Source organism: Achromobacter sp. 1012554356, assembly GCF_059760815.1.
The window spans coordinates 87,020-108,105 of sequence record NZ_JCBANC010000010.1 but is presented as its reverse complement, the minus strand read 5'-3'; the positions used below and the strand labels follow the sequence as shown (position 1 = coordinate 108,105).

At 65.7% G+C, this 21,086-nt stretch carries 17 protein-coding genes; 15 read left to right on the top strand and 2 right to left on the bottom strand.

Features of this window, described 5'->3' with window-relative positions; translation table 11 throughout:
* Window positions 1-21 precede the first annotated feature (21 nt).
* The 14 genes from AC6LJW_RS07165 to ubiT all read left to right on the top strand — a co-directional run bounded on the left by AC6LJW_RS07165 (window position 22) and on the right by ubiT (window position 16,375).
* Window positions 22-1,407 carry a NarK family nitrate/nitrite MFS transporter gene (locus AC6LJW_RS07165; RefSeq protein ID WP_498086869.1) on the top strand — a complete coding sequence of 462 codons (1,386 nt, stop codon included), beginning with the start codon at window positions 22-24 and terminating at the stop codon, window positions 1,405-1,407.
* 196 nt (window positions 1,408-1,603) lie between these two features.
* Window positions 1,604-5,347, top strand: coding sequence for a nitrate reductase subunit alpha (locus AC6LJW_RS07160; RefSeq protein WP_498086868.1), 3,744 nt, complete (start codon window positions 1,604-1,606; stop codon window positions 5,345-5,347).
* Window positions 5,344-6,909 carry a nitrate reductase subunit beta gene (gene narH / locus AC6LJW_RS07155; RefSeq protein ID WP_056561750.1) on the top strand — a complete coding sequence of 522 codons (1,566 nt, stop codon included), beginning with the start codon at window positions 5,344-5,346 and terminating at the stop codon, window positions 6,907-6,909. Before AC6LJW_RS07160 ends, narH begins: the two co-directional genes overlap by 4 nt.
* Window positions 6,910-6,924: 15 nt before the next feature.
* Complete coding sequence (narJ, locus tag AC6LJW_RS07150; RefSeq protein ID WP_498086867.1) at window positions 6,925-7,572, top strand: nitrate reductase molybdenum cofactor assembly chaperone; 648 nt, start codon at window positions 6,925-6,927, stop codon at window positions 7,570-7,572.
* Window positions 7,573-7,590: 18 nt separating this feature from the next.
* Window positions 7,591-8,274 (top strand): respiratory nitrate reductase subunit gamma, encoded by a 684-nt coding sequence (gene narI / locus AC6LJW_RS07145; RefSeq protein WP_056561744.1) that lies wholly within the window; start codon window positions 7,591-7,593, stop codon window positions 8,272-8,274.
* A gap of 22 nt (window positions 8,275-8,296) precedes the next feature.
* Window positions 8,297-9,058: a peptidylprolyl isomerase gene (locus tag AC6LJW_RS07140; RefSeq protein ID WP_498086866.1), complete on the top strand. Its 762-nt coding sequence runs from the start codon at window positions 8,297-8,299 to the stop codon at window positions 9,056-9,058.
* A complete protein-coding gene (gene moaA / locus AC6LJW_RS07135) occupies window positions 9,055-10,053 on the top strand; it encodes a GTP 3',8-cyclase MoaA (protein ID WP_498086865.1) in 999 nt (332 codons plus the stop codon). The genes AC6LJW_RS07140 and moaA overlap by 4 nt, the downstream gene beginning before the upstream one ends.
* A 1-nt stretch (window position 10,054) precedes the next feature.
* Window positions 10,055-10,720 (top strand): carbonic anhydrase, encoded by a 666-nt coding sequence (locus AC6LJW_RS07130; protein WP_498086864.1) that lies wholly within the window; start codon window positions 10,055-10,057, stop codon window positions 10,718-10,720.
* Window positions 10,717-11,214, top strand: coding sequence for a molybdopterin-guanine dinucleotide biosynthesis protein B (gene mobB, locus AC6LJW_RS07125; RefSeq protein ID WP_498086863.1), 498 nt, complete (start codon window positions 10,717-10,719; stop codon window positions 11,212-11,214). Before AC6LJW_RS07130 ends, mobB begins: the two co-directional genes overlap by 4 nt.
* A 93-nt stretch (window positions 11,215-11,307) precedes the next feature.
* Window positions 11,308-13,245, top strand: a complete 1,938-nt coding sequence (locus AC6LJW_RS07120) for a type IV pili methyl-accepting chemotaxis transducer N-terminal domain-containing protein (protein ID WP_056561732.1) — start codon at window positions 11,308-11,310, stop codon at window positions 13,243-13,245.
* A 14-nt stretch (window positions 13,246-13,259) separates the two neighbouring features.
* A complete protein-coding gene (locus AC6LJW_RS07115) occupies window positions 13,260-13,922 on the top strand; it encodes a response regulator (RefSeq protein ID WP_056561730.1) in 663 nt (220 codons plus the stop codon).
* A gap of 82 nt (window positions 13,923-14,004) precedes the next feature.
* Window positions 14,005-15,021 carry a ubiquinone anaerobic biosynthesis protein UbiU gene (ubiU, locus tag AC6LJW_RS07110; protein WP_427987877.1) on the top strand — a complete coding sequence of 339 codons (1,017 nt, stop codon included), beginning with the start codon at window positions 14,005-14,007 and terminating at the stop codon, window positions 15,019-15,021.
* Window positions 15,012-15,911: a U32 family peptidase gene (locus AC6LJW_RS07105; protein ID WP_498086862.1), complete on the top strand. Its 900-nt coding sequence runs from the start codon at window positions 15,012-15,014 to the stop codon at window positions 15,909-15,911. Before ubiU ends, AC6LJW_RS07105 begins: the two co-directional genes overlap by 10 nt.
* Window positions 15,908-16,375, top strand: a complete 468-nt coding sequence (gene ubiT, locus AC6LJW_RS07100; protein ID WP_498086861.1) for a ubiquinone anaerobic biosynthesis accessory factor UbiT — start codon at window positions 15,908-15,910, stop codon at window positions 16,373-16,375. Before AC6LJW_RS07105 ends, ubiT begins: the two co-directional genes overlap by 4 nt.
* Window positions 16,376-16,523: 148 nt before the next feature.
* On the opposite strand, the gene AC6LJW_RS07095 is transcribed toward ubiT, so the two are convergent.
* Both AC6LJW_RS07095 and AC6LJW_RS07090 read right to left on the bottom strand, forming a co-directional pair.
* Entirely contained in the window at window positions 16,524-18,704 is a 2,181-nt protein-coding gene (locus AC6LJW_RS07095) for an ABC transporter permease subunit (protein ID WP_498086860.1), read from the bottom strand.
* A gap of 34 nt (window positions 18,705-18,738) precedes the next feature.
* A complete protein-coding gene (locus tag AC6LJW_RS07090) occupies window positions 18,739-19,761 on the bottom strand; it encodes an amino acid ABC transporter substrate-binding protein (RefSeq protein WP_056561724.1) in 1,023 nt (340 codons plus the stop codon).
* 168 nt (window positions 19,762-19,929) lie between these two features.
* Between AC6LJW_RS07090 and AC6LJW_RS07085 the strand changes: the two genes are divergently transcribed.
* Window positions 19,930-21,069 (top strand): aminotransferase class V-fold PLP-dependent enzyme, encoded by a 1,140-nt coding sequence (locus tag AC6LJW_RS07085; RefSeq protein WP_498086859.1) that lies wholly within the window; start codon window positions 19,930-19,932, stop codon window positions 21,067-21,069.
* Window positions 21,070-21,086: the final 17 nt, after the last annotated feature.

Below are 21,086 nucleotides of genomic sequence, written 5' to 3'. Positions count from 1 at the left end.
CCACCATCCTGAGAGAACCTCATGTCCACTCAAGTCCTTGCGCGCTGGGAGCCGGATAATCCCGGCTTCTGGAAACAGACCGGCGCGCGCGTCGCCAACCGCAACCTGTGGATCTCGATCCCGGCGCTGATGCTGGCGTTCAGCATCTGGATGCTGTGGAGCGTGGTCGTGGTCAACCTGGACCGCGCCGGCTTCATGCTGTCCAAGAACCAGCTCTTCTGGCTGACGGCGCTGCCCGCGCTGTCGGGCGCCACGCTGCGCATCTTCTACTCGTTCCTCGTGCCCGTCTTCGGCGGACGCAAGTGGACGGCCATTTCCACCGCCTCGCTGCTGATTCCGGCGCTGGGCATGGGCTTTGCCCTGCGCGACCCGACCACCTCGTTTCCGACGCTTCTGATCCTGGCGCTGCTCTGCGGCTTGGGCGGCGGCAACTTCAGCTCCAGCATGGCCAACATCAGCTTCTTCTTTCCCAAGGAAAAGAAGGGCCTGGCCACCGGCCTGAATGCCGGGATCGGCAACCTGGGCGTGTCGCTGGTGCAGTTCGTCGTGCCGGTCGTCATCACGATGGGCGTCTTCGGCGCCGCCGGCGGCGAGCCCCAGGTCATCAACGCCAATGGCGCGCAGCAGAACCTGTGGCTGCAGAACGCGGGCTTCATCTGGGTGATCCCAATCGCGCTGGCGTCCATCGCCGCGTGGTTCGGCATGAACGACATCGCCGATGCGCGCGCTTCGTTCGCCGATCAGGCCGTCATCTTCAAGCGCAAGCACAACTGGCTGATGTGCTGGCTGTACGTGGGCACGTTCGGGTCGTTCATCGGCTTTTCGGCGGGCTTCGCGATGCTGACCAAGACGCTGTTCCCAACGGTCAACCCCATGGCGTACGCCTTCCTGGGACCGCTGGTCGGGTCGCTGACGCGTCCGCTGGGCGGCTGGGTGTCCGACAAGCTGGGCGGCGCCCGGGTCACGCTGTTCACCTTCGCGGCCATGATCGCCGCCGTGGCGGGCGTCATGGTGTTCCTGCCGGGCGAAGGCCGCCTGGGCGACTTCAATGGGTTCCTCGCCATGTTCATCTTGCTGTTCGCGCTGACCGGCCTGGGCAATGGCTCGACGTTCCGCATGATCCCCGTGATCTTCCTGCGTGAACGCACGCAGGCCGCGCAGGGCAAGGGCCCGGCCGCGCAAAAGCAGGCCATGGCGGAAGCGGCCAAGGAATCGGCCGCGGTGCTGGGCTTTTCCGGCGCCATCGGGGCCTACGGCGGCTTCTTCATCCCGCGCAGCTTCGGCACGTCGCTCGACATGACGGGCAGCGTCCAGACCGCGCTGTTTTGCTTCATCGGCTTTTACGCCACCTGCATGGTGATCACCTGGTGGTACTACGCGCGCCGCAACGCGCCCGTGCCTTGCTGATGGCCTGACCGCCGGCCGGGTGTGCAGCCCCGCCGGCGCGGCACGACTAGTTCGGCCTACCCCGGTAACTAGTCACTCTGCCGAACCCGGGTTGTGCCACCGGCGAATGGTCCGCCAGACAGCCCAGACCTAAAGTTGCTTCAACAGCATTGATCGCAGTACGCGCCGGCCAGGCCGGCGTTCTTGGAGAAACACAATGAGTCATTTTCTGGACCGGTTGAAGTTCATGTCGCGGGTGAAGTCCACCTTCGCGAACGGTCACGGCGAAACCGTCAACGAGGACCGCAAGTGGGAGAACGCCTACCGCGCCCGCTGGCAGCACGACAAGGTGGTGCGTTCCACCCACGGCGTGAACTGCACCGGCTCCTGCTCCTGGAAGGTCTATGTCAAGAACGGTCTGATCACCTGGGAAACCCAGCAGACCGACTACCCCCGCACCCGTCCCGATCTGCCCAATCATGAGCCGCGCGGCTGTCCCCGCGGCGCCTCGTACAGCTGGTATGTGTACTCGGCGCAGCGCGTGAAGTACCCCATGATCCGCGGCCGCCTGATCGAAATGTGGCGCGAAGCCCGCAAGACCATGGACCCCATCGCAGCTTGGGAATGGATCAGCCAGGATCCCAAGCGCGCCAAGCGCTACAAGTCGGTGCGCGGCCTGGGCGGCTTCGTCCGCGCCGATTGGGACACCGCCACGGAAATCATTGCCGCCGCCAACGCGCTCACCATCAAGAAGTACGGTCCGGACCGTGTGATCGGGTTCTCGCCGATTCCCGCCATGTCCATGGTCAGCTACGCTGCCGGCGCCCGCTACCTGAGCCTTCTGGGCGGCGCCTGCCTCAGCTTCTACGACTGGTACTGCGATCTTCCCCCCGCCAGCCCCCAGATCTGGGGCGAACAAACCGACGTGCCCGAATCGGCCGACTGGTACAACTCCACCTACCTGATGGTCTGGGGCTCGAACGTCCCGCAAACCCGCACCCCGGACGCGCACTTCTACACCGAAGTCCGCTACAAAGGCACCAAGACCGTGGCCGTGTCCAGCGACTTCGGCGAAATGGTCAAGTTCGGCGACATCTGGCTGGCCCCCAAGCAGGGCACCGACGCCGCGCTCGCCATGGCCATGGGCCACGTCATCCTCAAGGAATTCCACCTTTCGGGCAAGTCGGCCTACTTCACGGACTACGTGCGCCGCTACACCGACATGCCGATGCTGGTGCAGCTCAAGGAGCGCGAGGGCTTCTACGCGCCTGATCACTTCCTGCGCGCCTCGCAGCTCGACAACGGGCTCGGCGAACAGAACAACCCCGACTGGAAGACGCTGGTGCTGGACGAGTCCACCGGCGATCTGGTGGCGCCCAACGGCAGCATCGGTTTCCGCTGGGGCGAGGGCGCTGTCAACGACGGCGAAAAGGTCGGCCGCTGGAACCTCGAATCCAAGGACGGCGGCTCGGGCCGCGAGATCGTCCCGACGCTGACCCTGCTGGGCCAGTCGGACGAGGTGGTCGGCGTGGGCTTCCCGTACTTCGGCAGCGAACACGACGAACTCCTGGTGCGCAACGTGCCCGCCCGCCGCATCCGCCTGGCGGACGGCACCGAGGCGCTGGTCGCCACCGTCTATGACCTGCAGATGGCCAACTACGGCCTTGACCGCGGCCTGGGCGGCGGCAACGTCGCGTCCTCGTACGACGACGACGTTCCCTACACGCCCGCTTGGCAGGAAAAGCACACCAGCGTGCCGCGCGCGCAGGTCATCCAGGTGGCGCGCGAATTCGCCCAGAACGCGCACGACACCGAAGGCAAGTCCATGGTCATCGTCGGCGCCGGCCTGAACCACTGGTACCACATGGACATGATTTACCGCGGCATCATCAACATGCTGATGATGTGCGGTTGCGTCGGCAAGAGCGGCGGCGGCTGGGCGCACTATGTGGGCCAGGAAAAGCTGCGCCCGCAGTTCGGTTGGGCGCCCCTGGCTTTCGCCTCGGACTGGGTCCGCCCGCCGCGCCAGATGAACGGCACCTCGTTCTTCTATGCCCACACCAGCCAATGGCGCCACGAAAAGCTGAACGTGCAGGAAGTGCTCGGCCCCACCGCGGACCGCGCCAAGTACGGCGAACTCAGCATGATCGACCTGAACGCCCGCGCCGAGCGCATGGGCTGGCTGCCGTCGGCGCCGCAGTTGCGCACCAATCCGCTGGATGTGGTGGCGCAGGCCGACAGTCTGGGCAAGGACCCCGTCGCCCACGCGGTTGAGATGATGAAGTCGGGCGAACTGCGCATGTCCTGCGAAAACCCGGACGATCCCGCCAACTTCCCGCGCAACATGTTCGTGTGGCGCTCCAACATCCTTGGCTCCAGCGGCAAGGGCCACGAATACTTCCTGAAGTACCTGCTGGGCACGCAGAACGCCGTGTTCGGCGACGAAGCCGACGCCATCAAGCCCACCGAAGTCACCTACGAGGACGACGCGGCCGAAGGCAAGCTGGACCTGCTCACCGTGTTGGACTTCCGCATGAGCACGACGTGCCTGTATGGCGACATCGTGCTGCCCACGGCCACCTGGTACGAAAAGGACGACCTCAACACGTCCGACATGCATCCCTTCATCCACCCGCTCAGCGAAGCTGTTCAGCCGCTCTGGGAAAGCAAGACCGACTGGGAAATCTACAAGCTGCTGGCCAAGAAGTTCAGCGACATCGGCGGCCCGTACCTCGGCAAGCGCCGCGATCTGGTCCTGACCCCGCTGATGCACGACACCCCGGGAGAGCTCGGCCAGGCCTTTGAACCCAAGGACTGGAAGCTGGGCGAGTGCGACCTGATCCCCGGCAAGACGGCGCCGTCCATGACGGTGGTCGAACGCGACTACAACGACATCTACCGCAAGTTCACGTCGGTGGGTCCGTTGCTGGACAAGCTGGGGAACGGCGGCAAGGGCATCAACTGGAATACCCAGCACGAGGTCCACGAGCTGGCCGGCATCAACGACAGCGTCACCGAGACCGGCGTCAGCCAGGGCCGTCCGCGCCTGGACACCGCCATCGACGCGGCCGAAATGATCCTGACCTTCGCGCCCGAAACCAACGGCCACGTGTCGGTCAAGGCCTGGGAAGCGCTGGGCAAGATCACCGGCCGCGACCACACGCATCTGGCCGTCGGCCGCGAGCACGACAAGATCCGCTTCCGCGACATTCAGGCGCAGCCGCGCAAGATCATCTCGGCGCCCACCTGGTCCGGGCTGGAAAGCGAAGAAGTCAGCTACAACGCCGGCTATACCAACGTCCATGAACTGATCCCATGGCGCACCCTGACGGGCCGCCAGCAGTTCTACCAGGACCACCGCTGGATGCTGGACTTTGGCGAAGGCTCGTGCGTGTACAAGCCCGCCATCGACACCAAGACGGTTGCGCCCATGCTGGGCAAGTACCCGAACGGCGAAAAGGAACTGGTCCTGAACTGGATCACGCCGCACCAGAAGTGGGGCATCCACAGCACCTATTCGGACAACCTGCGCATGCTGACCCTGAGCCGCGGCGGTCCCCACGTGTGGGTGTCCGAAGCCGAGGCCAGGCAGGCCGGTCTGGTCGACAACGACTGGGTCGAAGTCTTCAACGTCAATGGCACGCTGACCGCCCGGGTGGTCGTGAGCCAGCGCGTTCCCGTCGGCATGTGCCTGATGTACCACGCACAGGAAAAGATCGTGAACGTGCCGGGCGCTGAAACCAGCGGCAAGCGCGGCGGCATCCACAACTCGGTTACGCGCACGGTGCTCAAGCCCACGCACATGATCGGCGGCTATGCCCAGCAGGCCTACGGTTTCAACTACTACGGCACCGTGGGCGCCAACCGCGACGAATTCGTGGTCGTGCGCAAGATGAAAAAGGTGGACTGGCTGGAAGGCCCGCTCGTCGAAGAACTGCAACAAGAAGAGAAGCAATCATGAGGATACGCGCCCAAATCGGCATGGTGCTGAACCTGGACAAGTGCATTGGCTGCCACACTTGCTCGGTCACCTGCAAGAACGTCTGGACCAGCCGCGACGGTGTCGAGTATGCCTGGTTCAACAACGTGGAAACCAAGCCCGGCATCGGCTATCCGAAGGAATGGGAAAACCAGGAAAAGTGGAAGGGCGGCTGGAGCCGCACGGCCGCCGGCAAGCTGGAACCGCGTCAAGGCGGCAAGCTGCGCATCCTGGCCAACCTGTTCGCCAACCCGAACCTGCCCGCCATCGACGACTACTACGAGCCGTTCACCTTCGATTACGAGCACCTGAAGAACGCGCCGCTGTCGGAAACGCCGCCCACCGCGCGTCCGGTGTCGGTCCTGACGGGCAAGAAAATGGACAAGATCCATTGGGGCCCCAACTGGGAAGACGACTTGGGCGGCGAATTCAGCTCGCGCAGCCGTGACGCCCTGTTTGAAGGCGTGCAAAAGGAGATGTACTCGACCTTCGAGAACACCTTCATGATGTACCTGCCGCGCCTGTGCGAACACTGCCTGAACCCGGCCTGTGTCGCCAGCTGCCCGTCCGGCTCCATCTACAAGCGCGAAGACGACGGCATCGTCCTGGTCGACCAGGACAAGTGCCGCGGCTGGCGCATGTGCATCTCGGGCTGCCCGTACAAGAAGATCTACTACAACTGGAACAGCGGCAAGGCCGAGAAGTGCACGTTCTGCTATCCGCGCATCGAGGCCGGCCAGCCGACCGTGTGCTCGGAAACCTGCGTGGGCCGAATCCGCTACCTGGGCGTGCTGCTGTACGACGCCGACCAGATCGAAAACGCCGCGTCCACCGCGAACGAGCAGGATCTGTACCAATCGCAGCTTGACCTGTTTCTGGACCCGCATTCGCCCGAGGTGATCGCCGCCGCGCGCGAGCAGGGCATTCCCGAATCGTGGCTGGAAGCCGCGCGCAACTCGCCCGTCTACAAGATGGCTGTTGAATGGAAGGTCGCCTTCCCGCTGCACCCGGAATACCGCACGCTGCCGATGGTCTGGTACATCCCGCCGCTGTCGCCCATCCAGACGGCCGCTGAATCGGGCAAGATGCCGCAGCGCACCGTGGGCAAGAGCGGCATGATCCCGGACGTGTCGACCTTGCGCATCCCCGTTCGCTACCTGGCCAACCTGCTGACCGCGGGCAAGGAAGCGCCGGTGCTGCAGGCCCTGGAACGCATGCTGGCCATGCGCGCCTTCAAGCGGTCCGAGACCGTCCACGGCGAACGTGACACAGCCCTGCTGGATCAGGTGGGCCTGACCGAGGAAACGGTGCAGGACATGTACCGCATCATGGCCATCGCCAACTACGAAGATCGCTTCGTCGTGCCCAGCAGCCACAAGGAAGTGGTCGAGGACAGCTTCAACGAGAAGGGCAGCTGCGGCTTCACTTTCGGCAACGGCTGCTCGGGTGGCGTGTCGGAAGGCACCCTGTTCGGCCGCAAGCCGCAAGGCAGCGAAATCTTCATCGAAATGCCCAAGTCGCGCAAGAAGGCCGTTTCGGCCTGAGGAAAGGAAAACATCATGAGCCTGTACCGACTGCTTTCCGCCATGCTGTGCTACCCCGAGCCCGAGCTGCTGGACTATCTGGGTGAACTGGAAGAGGCCCTGGCGGCCTATCCGGACGCCGAGGAGACCCTGCAGCCCCTGGTGAGCTACCTGGCCTCGAACGACCTGATTCCCCTGCAGGAGAACTACGTCGCCACTTTTGACCGCAACCGCTCGCATTCCCTGCACCTGTTCGAGCACGTGCACGGCGAAAGCCGCGACCGCGGACAGGCCATGGTGGACCTGTTGCAGACATACCGCGATCACGGCTTCGAGCCGATGGTCTCGGAATTGCCGGACCACGTGCCGCTGTTCCTGGAGTTCCTGGGGGTCATCGACCCCGGCACGGCCCAGGACCTGCTGGACGAAGCCATCCACGTGCTGGCGGCCATCGGCGCGCGGCTGGCCAAGAGCGAAAGCTCCTACGCCTGCGTCTTCGCCGTGCTGCGCGCCCAGTCCCGCGTGATCCCCCGCGTGCAGACCGAGGCGCCGGTGCGCGACATGGACGAGGCGATGGAGGCCTTCGGAGCCGGCCCCGACGGCGTGGAACCGCTGCTGCGGCCGTTTTCGGGGGGCGGTGCACAGCCCGTGCACTTCCATCCCCGTTCCGCCGCGACTCATTAATGCCCAGGACGACGCATCATGAACTCCCTGAACCAGTTTCTTTTCGGCATCTATCCGTACATCGCGCTGACCATCTTCCTGCTCGGCAGCCTGGCGCGCTTTGAACGCGAGCAATACACCTGGAAGTCCGACAGCTCGCAACTGCTGCACCGCGGCCAGTTGCGGCTGGGCAACATCCTCTTTCACATCGGCATCATCGGCCTGTTCTTCGGGCACATGGCGGGCCTGCTCACGCCCGTCGTCGTGTGGGACACGCTGGGCGTCTCGCACTCGCTCAAGCAGATGGTCGCCATGGTGGCCGGCGGCGTGATGGGCGGACTGTGCCTGATCGGCCTTCTGATCCTGATTCATCGTCGCCTGACCGATCCGCGTATCGCGCACGCCACCCGGCCGGGCGACAAGATCCTGCTGCTCTGGATCCTGGTGACCCTGCTGCTGGGCCTGTCCACGATCGTGCTGTCGGCCGGTCACATGGACGGCGAAATGATGGTGCACCTGATGACCTGGGCGCAGCACATCGTCACGTTCCAGGGCGACGCCGCCAGCTACATCGCCGGCGTGCCGCTGCTCTTCAAGGCGCACCTGTTCATGGGCCTCACGCTCTTCGTGATCTTCCCGTTCACCCGCCTGGTGCACGTGTGGAGCGGCTTCGCGTCGATCGGCTACCTGGGTCGCGCCTGGCAGCTCGTCCGTCCGCGCTGATCCACCCTCCTAGGAGCCGAACATGCCTGTCATCGTCAATGGCGTCGAACTGAACGACGCGGATCTGGATCGTGAACTTCCCTTGCACGCCGACGCCGGCAATCCCATGCGCGAGGCCGTCACGGCCCTGGTGCTCCGGCGCGTCCTGCTGGACGAGGCCGGCCGGCAAGGCCTGGATGTGTCCGACGAGGAAAGCGCCATCGGCGCGTTGCTCGCCAGCCAGGCCCCCGCGCCTGAAGCCGACGACCCGGCGTGCCGGCGCTTCTACCAGATGCACCCCGAACGCTTCATGGTGGGTGAACTGGTCGAGGCCGACCACATCCTGTTCCAGGTCACGCCCGACGTGAACCTGGACATGCTGAAGGCGCATGCCAACGTGGTGCTGACCGAGCTGCTGGCCGACCCCTCGCGGTTTGCCGAGGTCGCCCGCGAGCAGTCCAATTGCCCATCTGCCGCCGTGGGCGGCAACCTGGGTCAGCTCGGGCGCGGCGACACCGTGCCGGAGTTCGAACGCGCGGTGTTTGCATTGCCTTCGGGCGGGCTGCTGCCGCAATTGCTGCAGACGCGGCATGGCCTGCACATCGTGCGCGTCACGCGCCGCGTCGAAGGCCGGCTGCTGCCGTACGAGCAGGTGGAAAAGCAGATTGCCACGGCGCTCACCACCATGAGCCGCGACACCGCCTGGCGGCAATACACCAAGCTGCTGGTGGGGCGGGCCAAGATTTCCGGCATCGACCTGGACGATGGGGAACCCGAACGCGTCTTCGCCGGGAGCACCGCATGATGGACGAGCCAGCCCCTGCCGTATTGGCGGACGGCTTTGGCCGCCGCATCGACTATCTGCGGGTCTCGGTGACCGATCGCTGCGACCTGCGGTGCAGCTACTGCCTGCCCAAGGACTTCAAGGGCTTCGAGACGCCGGCCAACTGGATGTCCCACGACGAAATGGCCCGGTTGGTTGGGCTGTTCGTTGGCCTGGGCGTGGCCAAGGTCAGGCTCACCGGCGGCGAACCGCTATTACGCAAGGGCGTGGCCGGGCTGGCCGCCACCATTGCCGCCATGCCCGGACTGCGCGACCTGTCCGTCTCCACCAATGCCACCCAGCTTGTGCGCCATGCGCAGTCGCTGCGCGCGGCCGGCGTGAGCCGTCTGAATATCAGCCTGGACACGCTGGACGCTGCGGCGTTTTCGCAGATCACCGGGCGAGACTGTCTGGATTCGGTGCTGGCCGGCCTGGCGGCGGCGCGCCAAGCCGGATTTTCGCCGATCAAATTGAACAGCGTGGTGCATGCCGCCACGCCCGAATCCGAAGTCCGCCGCCTGCTGTCCTATGCGGTGGAGCAGGGCTTCGTGCTGCGGCTGATCGAACCGATGCCCATGGGCGAATGCGGCCGCGGGTTCGCACATACCGACCTGAATGCGATGGGCGCGCGCCTGGCGGCCGCCGCCGGTCTGGTGCCGTCGCTGGCGGAATCGCGCAACGGCCCGGCGCGTTACTGGACAAGCGGGCAGGGCGCGCCCGTGCTGGGCGTCATCACGCCCATGTCGCGCCATTTCTGTGCCACCTGCAACCGCGTGCGGCTGGGCGTGGACGGCACCTTGTATTTGTGCCTGGGTCAGGAAGACCAGGTGCCCCTCGGACACCTGCTGCGCGCGGGCGCCAGCGACGCCGACCTCATCCAGGCCATCCAGGCGGGCATCGCGGCCAAGCCGGAACGCCATGACTTCAACGCCCGCCCCGAACGCATCGTGCGCTTCATGGCGCAAACGGGAGGCTGACATGCAAGACCTTGAACGACTCGTCGGCGGCTTCCAGCGCTTTCAGCAGCAATACTACGAAGACGCGCCATCGCTGTACCGCAACCTGCGCGACGGCCAGCATCCCAGCACGCTCTTGATCGGCTGCTGCGATTCGCGGGTGGATCCGGCCATGTTGCTGGGCTGCGACCCCGGCGACATCTTCACCGTACGCAATGTGGCTAATCTGGTGCCGCCGTGCAGCAAGGACCGTGGACTGCAGGGCGTGCTGGCGGCCATCCAGTTCGCGGTCGAGCAATTGCAGGTCTGCCGCATCATCGTGCTGGGCCACGCGCAATGCGGCGGCATCCGCGCCCTGATGGAACGCGGCATTCGCCGCGATGGCGAAACCGACTATCTGGGGCGCTGGATGGACATCGCCGAACCGGCGCGCGAGCAGGTGCTGCGGCAACTGCCGGATGCCTCGAAAGAAGAGCGCCGGCGCGCGTGCGAACAGGCCTCCATCCTGATCTCGCTGCGCAATCTGGAAGACCTGCCGTTCGTGCGGCGGGCGGTCGACGCGGGCAGCCTGTCGCTGCACGGCTGGTACTTTGACCTGGTGGCGGGCGCTTTGCTGGCATACTCCCCGCGGGCGGACACGTTTCTGCCCATCGTATGTCCCTTGCTGACGGAACCCGCCCTCGTATGACTCCCGTATTCGGTATCGCCGGCCGCTCTGGCAGCGGCAAAACCACTCTGATCGAAGCGATGTTGCCGCTGCTTGGCGCGTGCGGCCTGCGCGTGAGCGTCATCAAACACAGCCATCACGACTTTGAAATGGAGCCGCCGGGCAAGGACAGCGCGCGCTTTCGCACTGCCGGCGCGCAAGAAGTCATGATCGCCTCGCCGTTCCGGTACGCCATCGTGCATGAACTGCGCGACGCGCCGGAACCCACCCTGGAGGCGCAACTGGCGCGGCTGTCGCCTGCCGATCTCGTGCTGGTCGAAGGCTTCAAGCAGGCGGCGATTCCGCGCATCGAGGTCTACCGCCCGGCGCTCGGCAAGCCGCCACTGCACTCCGAAGACCCCACCTTCCTGGCGGTCGTGACCGACGCGCCGCTTGACATTGCATTGCCCTGCCTGCCGCTGAACGAACCTGCAAAGGTTGCCGACTTTCTGTGCCGCACCCTTGGACTGGTTTGATTGCGGGCGTGACATAACGGGCACGCGCGCGCCGGAAAGGCGGCGGGAAGCGACTACACTGACATCCGAAATGCGCTTCCTGCCTCGACATTCATGAAGTCCACAGATACCGCCGCCCAATCCGACGCGCTGCCGTCGCCCCGGCACCGCCTGTCCACGCGCATCGTGGCCAGTTCCTTGCTGGCGCTGATCGTCGTGCTGTCCATGGTGAGCTGGACGTTGTGGCTGTCCTGGCAACTGGAAGGCGCGGGCGCCGCCATCAACGACACCGGCAGCCTGCGGATGCGGGCCAATCGCGTCGCCGTCGAACTGATGCGGCCGCAAGCCGGCCGCGAAGTGCGCACCACGGAACAGGTCACCATCCTGGACGAGACCATTGCGCGGCTGGCACGGGGCAATCCCGCGCGGCCGCTTTTCATTCCCAACGACAACGCCATCCGCGCCCAGTGGCACGACGTGGCCGCGTACTGGCGCGACATCATGAAGCCCGCGGCCCTGCGTTCCATCGGCCAGCCGGACGCGTCAAGTTACCTGGAAACGCTGCCCGAGTTCGTGGCCCGCGCCGATACACTGGTCCGCATGATCGAACAGGACAACGCCGGCAAGACCACGTCGCTGCGCCTGTCGCAGGGCGTGCTTGCGGCGATTGCCAGCGCGGGCACGCTGGCCATGATCTACCTGCTGTACTTGTGGATCATTTCGCCCGTGCTGCGGCTGCGCGACGGCCTGCAGCGCATGGCCGACCGCGAGTTCAGCACCCGCCTGCCCGTGGAAAGCCAGGACGAGTTCGGCGTGCTGGCCCGCGGCTACAACCGCATGGCGGACGAGCTTCAAGACCTGTACACCAGCCTGGAGCAGCGGGTCGAACAGAAGACGGCGCAGCTTGCCGCGCAGAACCGCGACATCGGGGCGCTATACGACATGGCCGCGTTCCTGAACCAGCCCAACGAGATCGAGGCCATGTGCGATGGCTTCCTGCGCCGGGTCATGCTGCAGTTCGATGCGGACGCGGGCAGCATCCGCGCGCTGGATCCCAACAACGAAAAGCTCAACCTCGTGGTGTCGGTGGGGCTGTCCGACGAACTGGTCGAATCCGAACACTGCATGAAGGTCGACGACTGCTATTGCGGCGTCGCCACCCGTCAGGCCGGCGTCATCGTCATCCAGGATTTCCGCCAGTCGCCGCCGGACCTGGACCTGAACTGCCAGCGGGACGGCTTTGCCAGCGTGGCGGTGTTCCGCATCGTGACGCGCGACGAAGTCCTCGGCTCGTATTCGCTGCATTTCCGCACGCAGCGCCGCTTGCTGGCGTCGGAGTCGCAGCTCCTGGAAACGCTGGGCCAGCACCTGGGCGTGGCGCTGGACAACCGGCGCCTGAGCGCGCAGGCGCGCCAGCTGGCCGTGGTGCAAGAGCGCGGGCTGGTGGCCCAGGGTCTGCACGACAGCCTGGCGCAAGGACTGAACTTCCTGAACCTGCAACTGCAGATGCTGGATGCCGCCATCAAGCGCGGCGACGAAGAAGAGGTCAGCGAAATCCTGCCGCTCCTGCGCACCGGCGTGGACGAAAGCTACCAGGACGTGCGCGAGCTCCTGACCAACTTCCGCAGCAAGCTGTCGCAGGGCGACCTGCAGGCCGCCATTGAAGACACGGTTGCCCGGTTCCGCCGCCAGACCTCCATTGAAACCGAACTGACCTTCAGCCAGGGTGAAGGCGCGCAGCTGCAGCCCGAGCAGCAGTTGCAGGTGCTGTTCATCCTGCAGGAAGCGCTGTCCAATGTGCGCAAGCATTCCGAGGCCAGCCGCGTGCGCATCGCCGTGGAAAATGGCCGGGACTTCACCCTGCTGATCGCTGACGACGGCCAGGGGTACGACCCGGCCGACGTTGCCGACCGGGGCGAATCCCATGTTGGCCTGCACATCATGCGCGAGCGCGCCGCCCGGATGCGCGCCGTGATAAAACTCGAATCGCAGCCCGGCGCCGGCACGCGCGTGGCGCTCACCTTGCCTGGCGCCGAGCGCCAGGCCGCCTGACATCCTCGCCCATCATGACCATCCGAATCCTGCTCATCGACGACCACACCCTGTTCCGCTCCGGTGTCCGCCTGCTGTTGCAGCGCCAGCCCGACTTTGAGGTCGTGGCCGAGGCGGGGGACGGCGTCGAAGGCCTGAAGCGCGCCCAGGAACTCAAACCTGACGTCGTGCTGCTGGACCTGAACCTGCCCGGCCTGTCGGGGCTGGAAACGCTGCAACTCCTGACGCAAGATCTACCCAACTGCGCGGTCATCATCCTGACCGTGTCAGAAGAAGCCGACGAGCTTGGCCAGGCGCTGCGCGACGGCGCGCGCGGTTATCTCGTCAAGAACATCGACGCGGACGCGCTGGTGGCCGCCATCCGCCGCGCCGCCAACGGCGAAGCCGTCATTGCGGACAGCATGACGGCCAAGCTGGTCGAACAGTTTCGCGGACAGGCCAGCCAGACGCCGCCGCCGCCCGGCACGGCCGAGCGCCACCGCCTCACCGCGCGCGAAACGCAGATCGTGCAGTGGCTGGCACGCGGGGCCAGCAACAAGGTCATTGCGCGCGAACTGGATGTCAGCGAAAGCACCGTCAAGATCCATGTGCAGAACGTACTGAAAAAGCTCAATCTGACCAGTCGCGTGCAGGTCGCGGTGTATGCCGTGGAACGCGGCTTGTACACCGAGGAATAGTCCTAAAAAAAGGCGCCGCGCGCGCCGCGCCGTTTGATTTTCGACAAGGCCCGGGGGACGGGCGGCCCATAGACTGGCCGTCATGCAAACTCGAACCTCTCCCATAGAGCTCGTGGCCCCGGCAGGCAGTCTGGCCGCCTTGAAAGCGGCGATTGAAGCGGGCGCCGACACCGTCTATCTCGGGCTCAAGAACGCCACCAATGCCCGCAACTTTGCCGGGCTCAATTTCACCGAAGCGGACATCCGCGCGGGCGTCGAACTGGCGCATCGCCACAACCGGCATGTGCTGTTCGCCATCAACACGTTTGTGCAGGCAGGTCGTATGGCGGAATGGCGGGCTGCCGTCGACGCCGCCCATGACCTTGGCGCCGACGCCGTCATCATGGCCGATCCGGGCCTCCTGGCCTACGCCAGCGACCGCTATCCCGATCTGCGCCTGCATCTGTCGGTGCAGGGGTCGGCCACCCATACTGACGCCATCGAGCTCATGAAGGAACAGTTCGGCATCCGCCGCGTGGTGTTGCCGCGCGTGCTGACATTGACGGAAATCGCGCGCATTTGCGCCAACGTCAGTGTCGAGGTCGAGGTCTTTGGTTTTGGCAGCCTGTGCGTCATGGCCGAAGGGCGCTGCCTGCTGTCGTCATACGCCACCGGCGATTCTCCCAACAACAAGGGCGTCTGTTCGCCCGCGCACGCGGTGCGCTGGGTCGAAGAAGACGGCCGCATGGATGCGCGCCTGTCCGGCATTCTCATCGACCGCTACGAACCCGGCGAACCGGCTGCGTACCCCACGCTGTGCAAGGGCCGGTTCGAAGTGGACGGGCAAGCCGACCACGCGCTTGAAGAACCCACCAGCCTGAACGCCATCGGCCTGTTGCCCAAGCTGGCCGAGATGGGCGTGTCCGCCATCAAGATCGAAGGGCGCCAGCGTAGTCCGGCGTATGTCACGCAGGTGGTGTCCACGCTGCGCGCGGCGCTGGACAGCGTGCACGCGGACGCGTCGCGCTTTTCTCCGCGCCCCGAATGGAACGCCATGCTGGCGCGCCATGCCGAGGGTTCACAAGTCACACAAGGCGCTTTCGAACGTCCATGGAAATGACCTCCATCCCATTCCAGATTTCCGTCGGCCCCTTGCTGTATTACTGGCCGCGCCAGCGCACCATGGATTTTTACGCCGCCGTCGCGGAAAGCCCCGCGGACATCGTTTACATCGGCGAGACGGTCTGTAGCCGGCGTCATGAGCTGCGCGCCGACGATTGGCTTGAACTGGCGCGTGATCTGCGCGCGGTGGGCAAGACGGTCGTGCTGTCGGGCCGCACATTGATCGAGACCGGCGCCGAGGCCAGCGCCCTTAAAAAGCTGTGCGAGCAGCAGGATTTCATGGTCGAGGCCGGCGAACTGGGCGCGGTACGCCATCTGAGCGGCCGCGGCTTTGTTGCTGGCCCGCACGTCAACGCCTATCACGGCGGCACGCTGACCTGGCTGGCCAGCCGCGGCGCCGTGCGTTTTGTCGCCCCGCTCGAAATGGACGGACCCACGTTGGAACAGTTGCTGCGCGAGCGTCCCGCCGGCATGCAGGCGGAAGTCATGGTGTGGGGCAGGATGGCGCTGGCGTTTTCGGCGCGCTGCTTCACGGCGCGGCACTTCCGCCTGAAGAAAGACGACTGTGGCTTCCGCTGCATCGAGCATCCCGACGGCCTGGACATGCGCACCCGAGAATCCCGCGAATTCCTGGGCATCAATGGCATCCAGGTCCAATCGGCGGCGTGCCTGGACTTGTTGGCCGAAGCGCCCGAACTGGTGGGCATGGGCGTCGACGTCCTGCGCATCAGCCCGCAATCAGCGGGCACGCTGGAAGCGATTGCGGCACTGGACGCTACGCGCCAAGGCGTCAAGCCCGAGCCGGTGTCGCCGCCCGCGGGAATCGGCCGCTGCAATGGTTACTACTACGGGCAGGCCGGCATCGGCCTGCAGGAGGCCGCCGCATGAGCGCAGCCCTGAATCTACCGCCCATGCTGGCCAAGCTGGGCAAGCGCGTGCCGGGACCCTTCGTGTCCCTGCATTTTGTCGCGGGACTTGAACTTGCCCGCCGGCTTAAGTGGCTGGAGCCGCCGGCAGAGCTGAACGGACGCACGTTTGCCATCACCGTCGAAGACCTGGGATTGCGCAGCAGCTTCGTGGTGCGCGACGGCGCGTTCCGGCCGCTGTGGAACAAGGGGCCGCAAGCTGGCGCCGCCGAACTGGAACTGGGTGCAAAACTGGCCGACTTCCTGGCGCTGATGCGCGCGGAAACCGATGCCGATACCTTGTTCTTTCAGCGCCGCTTGCGTATCGCCGGCGATACGGAGCTGGGATTGATCGTCAAGAACTGGCTGGACGCGGCGCCTCGACCGGCATGGCTGCAGCGCATCAGCGCGGTAAATGGCGGAATCGGGAGTGGGGCGGGCGGCTGATTCTTTTGGCGATTCCGGTTCTTCCGTCAAGGTCGGCACCTCGTCCTTGGCGCAACACCGAAACCGCACCCGAAAGGATTTACATGCGGCCCGCGTTCGGAATGCTTTGATGCCGGGCATACGGTTCGTGTCCGGCCTTCCGCCAATTTCAACCGCGCCCTTCCATGCGGCGCGCAACCCGCGACAACGCCAGACTGGCGGACAGATACAACAGCGCCACCGCCAGATAGACCTCGACGTGATAGGGCCGCCAATCGGTTCCCGCAACCACCGCCTTGGCAGCGCCCAGCACGTCAAACACGCCAATGATGCTGACGAGCGACGTGTCCTTGATCGCGCCGACAAAAACGCCCAGCGCGGCGGGTGCGGCAATGCGGCGGGCCTGCGGCCAGATCACGCACGCATAGGCAAGCGCGGGACGCATTCCCAATGCGCGTGCGGCCATCATTTGCCCAGGAGGAATCGCCTGCAGTGCGCCGCGCAGTACTTCGGCCAGCACACACGCGGTATGCAAGGTCAGCGCAGTCAACGCCATGCTGAACTTCGACACACCGCCGCCCAGCAGCATGGGCAGCACAAAGGACGCGAACAGCAGCTGCGTCACCAGCGGCACACCGCGCACCGCTTCGATCAGACCGGCGGAGGCCAATGATCCGGCAGGGCTGCTGGACCGGCGAAGCAGGGCGAGCGCAAAGGCAAGCGGCACGGCCGCGACCAGCGCCGCGATTGCCAGGATCAACGTGACGAGCAACCCGCCCCAGCGTTGAGGGCCGATGAAGTCGCCGCCCCACGGCCAGCCGATCAGCGCGGCCGCGGCAATGCCAAACAGTGTGGTTAACAGGGCAATGCGCAAGTGCGGCGGCACGCGGCGTGCGCCCAGGGCGACGGCAATGGCGGCCAGGAGCGCCAGGCACGCCACCAGCGCGGGACCCCGGTGCACTTCGGACATGGTGCCGTAGAACAACAGCGGCAGGTTTTCGCTGACGGCGGCCCAGCAGGCTCCCGTCATATCTGCGCAGGTCATGGGGTCGCCCGACCACACGGCACGCAGCACGGCCCAGTCCAGCAGCGACCAGGCCACGGCCACCAGCAGCAATGTCAGGACGGCCGACACCGCTTGGCCGCGCAGCGTTCTGGCCTTGCCGCCGGCTCCATTCCAGAACGCGCGGTCACCCAGCCGCGCCCCGTGCGTATCGCCTGGGCCGTGCCGCGTATGGCGCGCATTCCAGGCGGACAGCCCTCCGCCCAGGCAGAGCGCCAGCGTCAGGTAAATGGCCACCGCAAGCGTAATGCCTTCCAGCGCCAACCCAGTTTGCGTGATGGCGGTGTTGATGACGGCCATCAGTTCCTGGTAGCCGATTGCGATGGCGAGCGTGCTGTTCTTGACGAGCGCCAGGCATTGGTTGGCGTAGGGCGGCAATGCGACGCGCGTGGCGTAGGGCGCGATCACCAGCCGCAGCACCTTGAGTGGCGTCAGGCCCATGGCCTGGCCCGCTTCGACCAGTCCCACGGGCACGGCACGGACCGCGCCGCGCACGATGTCGGCAATGTAGGCGGCGTGAAAGACCACGAGGCCGATGGTCAAGGCGGCGAACTCGATGCTGGGTTGCCAGCCGCCGTGCAAGCCGAGCCCGCGCTTGACGGGCAGGTCGATCTGCATGGACGGCAATAGCGTCCACGCGATCGCGGCGGCGGCTAACACCGCAGTTGATGCGGCAGCGAATGCGGGAGCCTGCGCCGAACCGGACCAGCGGCGGCGCGCGCGCCAGCCCAGCGCCAGCGCGGCCAGGGCCGCACCCGCATAGGGCAACCAGCCATGCGGCGCGGGCAAGGCCAAGCCGCGATTGGACAGCAGCACGGAAGGCAGCGGCGACCAGGCCTGGCGCAGGTCGGGCAGTCGCAGCAGTAGTCCATACCAGACGAACAGCTGCAACAGCACGGGGGTGTTGCGCAGCGGGGCGATGACAAGGGCGGCAGTTCGCGCCGCCAGCAAGTTGGACGACAACCCCAGCAATCCCAGGCCCACGCCCAGGATGGTCGCCAGCGGAATCGCCACCACGGCGACGGTCAGCGTATTGACCAGTCCTGCCGCGAGGGACATCCAGTAGGGATCTTCCGGCGTGACATTGAGCAGGCTTTCGGAGATGCGGAATCCCGCCGGCTGAAAGAGAAAGCCGAATCCGCCGTGGATACCGCGCGCCGCCTGCACCGATTCGATGTGCAGCACCAGAATGGCGGCCAAGCTGCCCAGTCCCAGGATCCACGCCAGCGCTGGCAGCCGGCGGCGCCACGGGGCAGTCAACGGGAACGGGAGCGTGGTGGCGGTCATGGCAAGCCGTGCGGCAGAAGTCGAGCGATACGCATCACTGGAACGGCGGCGAGTACAGCAGGCCGCCCTTGTTCCATTGCGCATTCAAGCCGCGTTCCAGCTTGAGCGGCGTGGCGGCGCCCAGGTTGCGGTCCCACACCTCGCCGTAGTTGCCCACGGCCTTGATCGCCTGCTTGGCCCAGGTTTCGTCCAGGCCGAAGCTTTTGCCGATGCCGGGGTCCACGCCAAGCAGGCGGCGCACCTGCGCGTCGGTGCTTTGCGCCTGGCTATCGGCGTTCTTGGCGGTGATGCCCAGCTCTTCGGCGGCGACCAGCGCGTTGACCGTCCAGCGCACGATGGCGGCCCAGTTCGGGTCGTCCTGGCGCACGAAGGGGCCGAGCGGCGACTTGTTGATGCGCTCGGGCAGGATGACGAAGTCGTCCGGCTTGCTGGCGCGTGCGGCGCGGCTGGCGGCCAGCGTGGAGGCATCCGACAGGTAGACGTCGCAGCGTCCGGCGTAGAAGGCCTGTTCAAGTTCGACCAGGTTCTCGATGACGACCGGGCGATAGCTGAGCTTGTTCTTCTTGAAGTAGTCGACCAGGTTCTGTTCATTCACCGTGCCGGGCTGCACGCAGACCTGCGCGCCTTCCAGTTCGGTGGCGCTCTTGACGCCCAGCTTGCGCGGCACGAGGAAGCCTTGGCCGTCGTAGAACACGATGCCGGCGGACGCGATGCCCAGCCCGGCGTCGCGGCCCGAGGTGATGGTGGTGTTGCGGTTCAGCACGTCGATCTCGCCGGACTGCAGCGCCGGAAAGCGTTGCTGCGAGCTCAGCGGCACGAAGCGGGTCTTTTCCGGATCGCCGAGCACGGCGGCGGCCAGCGCGCGGCACAGGTCGGCGTCAAGGCCGGTCCAGCGGCCTTGCTTGTCGGCAATCGACAAGCCTGCCGAGCCTTGGCTGACGCCGCACACCAGTTCGCCGCGCTTCTTGATGGTGTCAACCGTGCCGGCTTGCGATGCACCGGCCAGCGCGAACGCGGCGGCCACGCCCGCGGCCTTGAATAGATGAATCAAACGCATGCTGTTCCCATGATTGTTGTGTGCAAGAGAGGCACGAATTCTATGGGTGGGCCACGGTTTGCCGAGCGACTTAATACTCATATCAATATGAAAACTAAGCCTTATCCAGATGCGCGTCATATACCTAGAATGCCCGCATGCCAGATGGTCTGGCGAAGTGGGTTGCGCATGACTTGGCAGGACGAATTCAGACAGTTGTTTCCCATCACGCGCGACAAGGCGTACGCCAACATCGCGTACACCAGCCCCTTGTCCCCGCGCGTGGCGGCCGCGGTGGCGGACTTCTTCGACGGCATCACGCATGCTCGCAGCGACAAGCCGCAATGGCTGCGCGATGCCGACGCCTTGCGCGTGCGGCTGGCCCGGCTGATCGGCGGCGACGCGCACCGGCTGGCGTTCACCAAGAACACCACCGAGGGATTGAACACGGTCGCGCAGGGACTGGCGTGGAAGGAGGGAGACAACCTGATCGTCGACGATCAGGAACATCCGTCAAACGCCTTGCCGTGGCTGAACTTGCGGCGCCGAGGCGTGCAGGTGCGCGTGGCGCAGGCGCGCGCGCATCGCTTCACGGTCGATGACCTCTGGCAGCACGTGGACGCCCGCACGCGATTGATCGCGGTGTCGTGGGTGCAGTACGGCACGGGCCTGCGTATCGACATCCAGGAATTAGGGCGCCGCTGCGCGGAGCGCGGCATCTGGCTGGTTGTGGACGGGATCCAGGGTGCCGGCCTGCTGCGCGCGCAGGTGGACGACTGGCACGTCGACGCCTTTGCATGCGGTGCGCACAAGGGCATGCTGGGTCCGCTGGGCGTGGGGCTGCTGCACGTGTCGTCACGGCTGCTCGATGCGCTGGACCCGTTCTACATCGGCCCGTCTGGCGTGACCACATTGGACAAGTCCGGTCTGCAATGGCAGGCGGCGGTGTCGGACACCAGCGACGCGCGGCGGCTGGAAACCGGCAACCTGAACTACCCCGGCATCGCCGGCTGGACGGGCGCGCTGGACCTGATCGAACAGGCCCGGCCCGAGCGCATCGAGCCCTGGGTGCTCGAACTGTCGCAGGCGCTGAGCGAGGGACTGCGCAGCCTTGGCGCGCAGGTCGTGTCGCCGCCGGGCGATGACGTGCGCAGCACGACGACGGCGCTGCGCGTGACCGACCCCGCTGCCGCGCTGGCGCATTTGACGCAGGCCGGTGTCGTGGCGAGCGTCGTGGAGTATGGTTACGTGCGCCTGTCCGTAGGCGCCTATAACAACCATGAAGACATCGAACGCATCGTGCGCGCCGTGCGCGCATTTGCGGCCTGATCTGAATTTTCAATCAC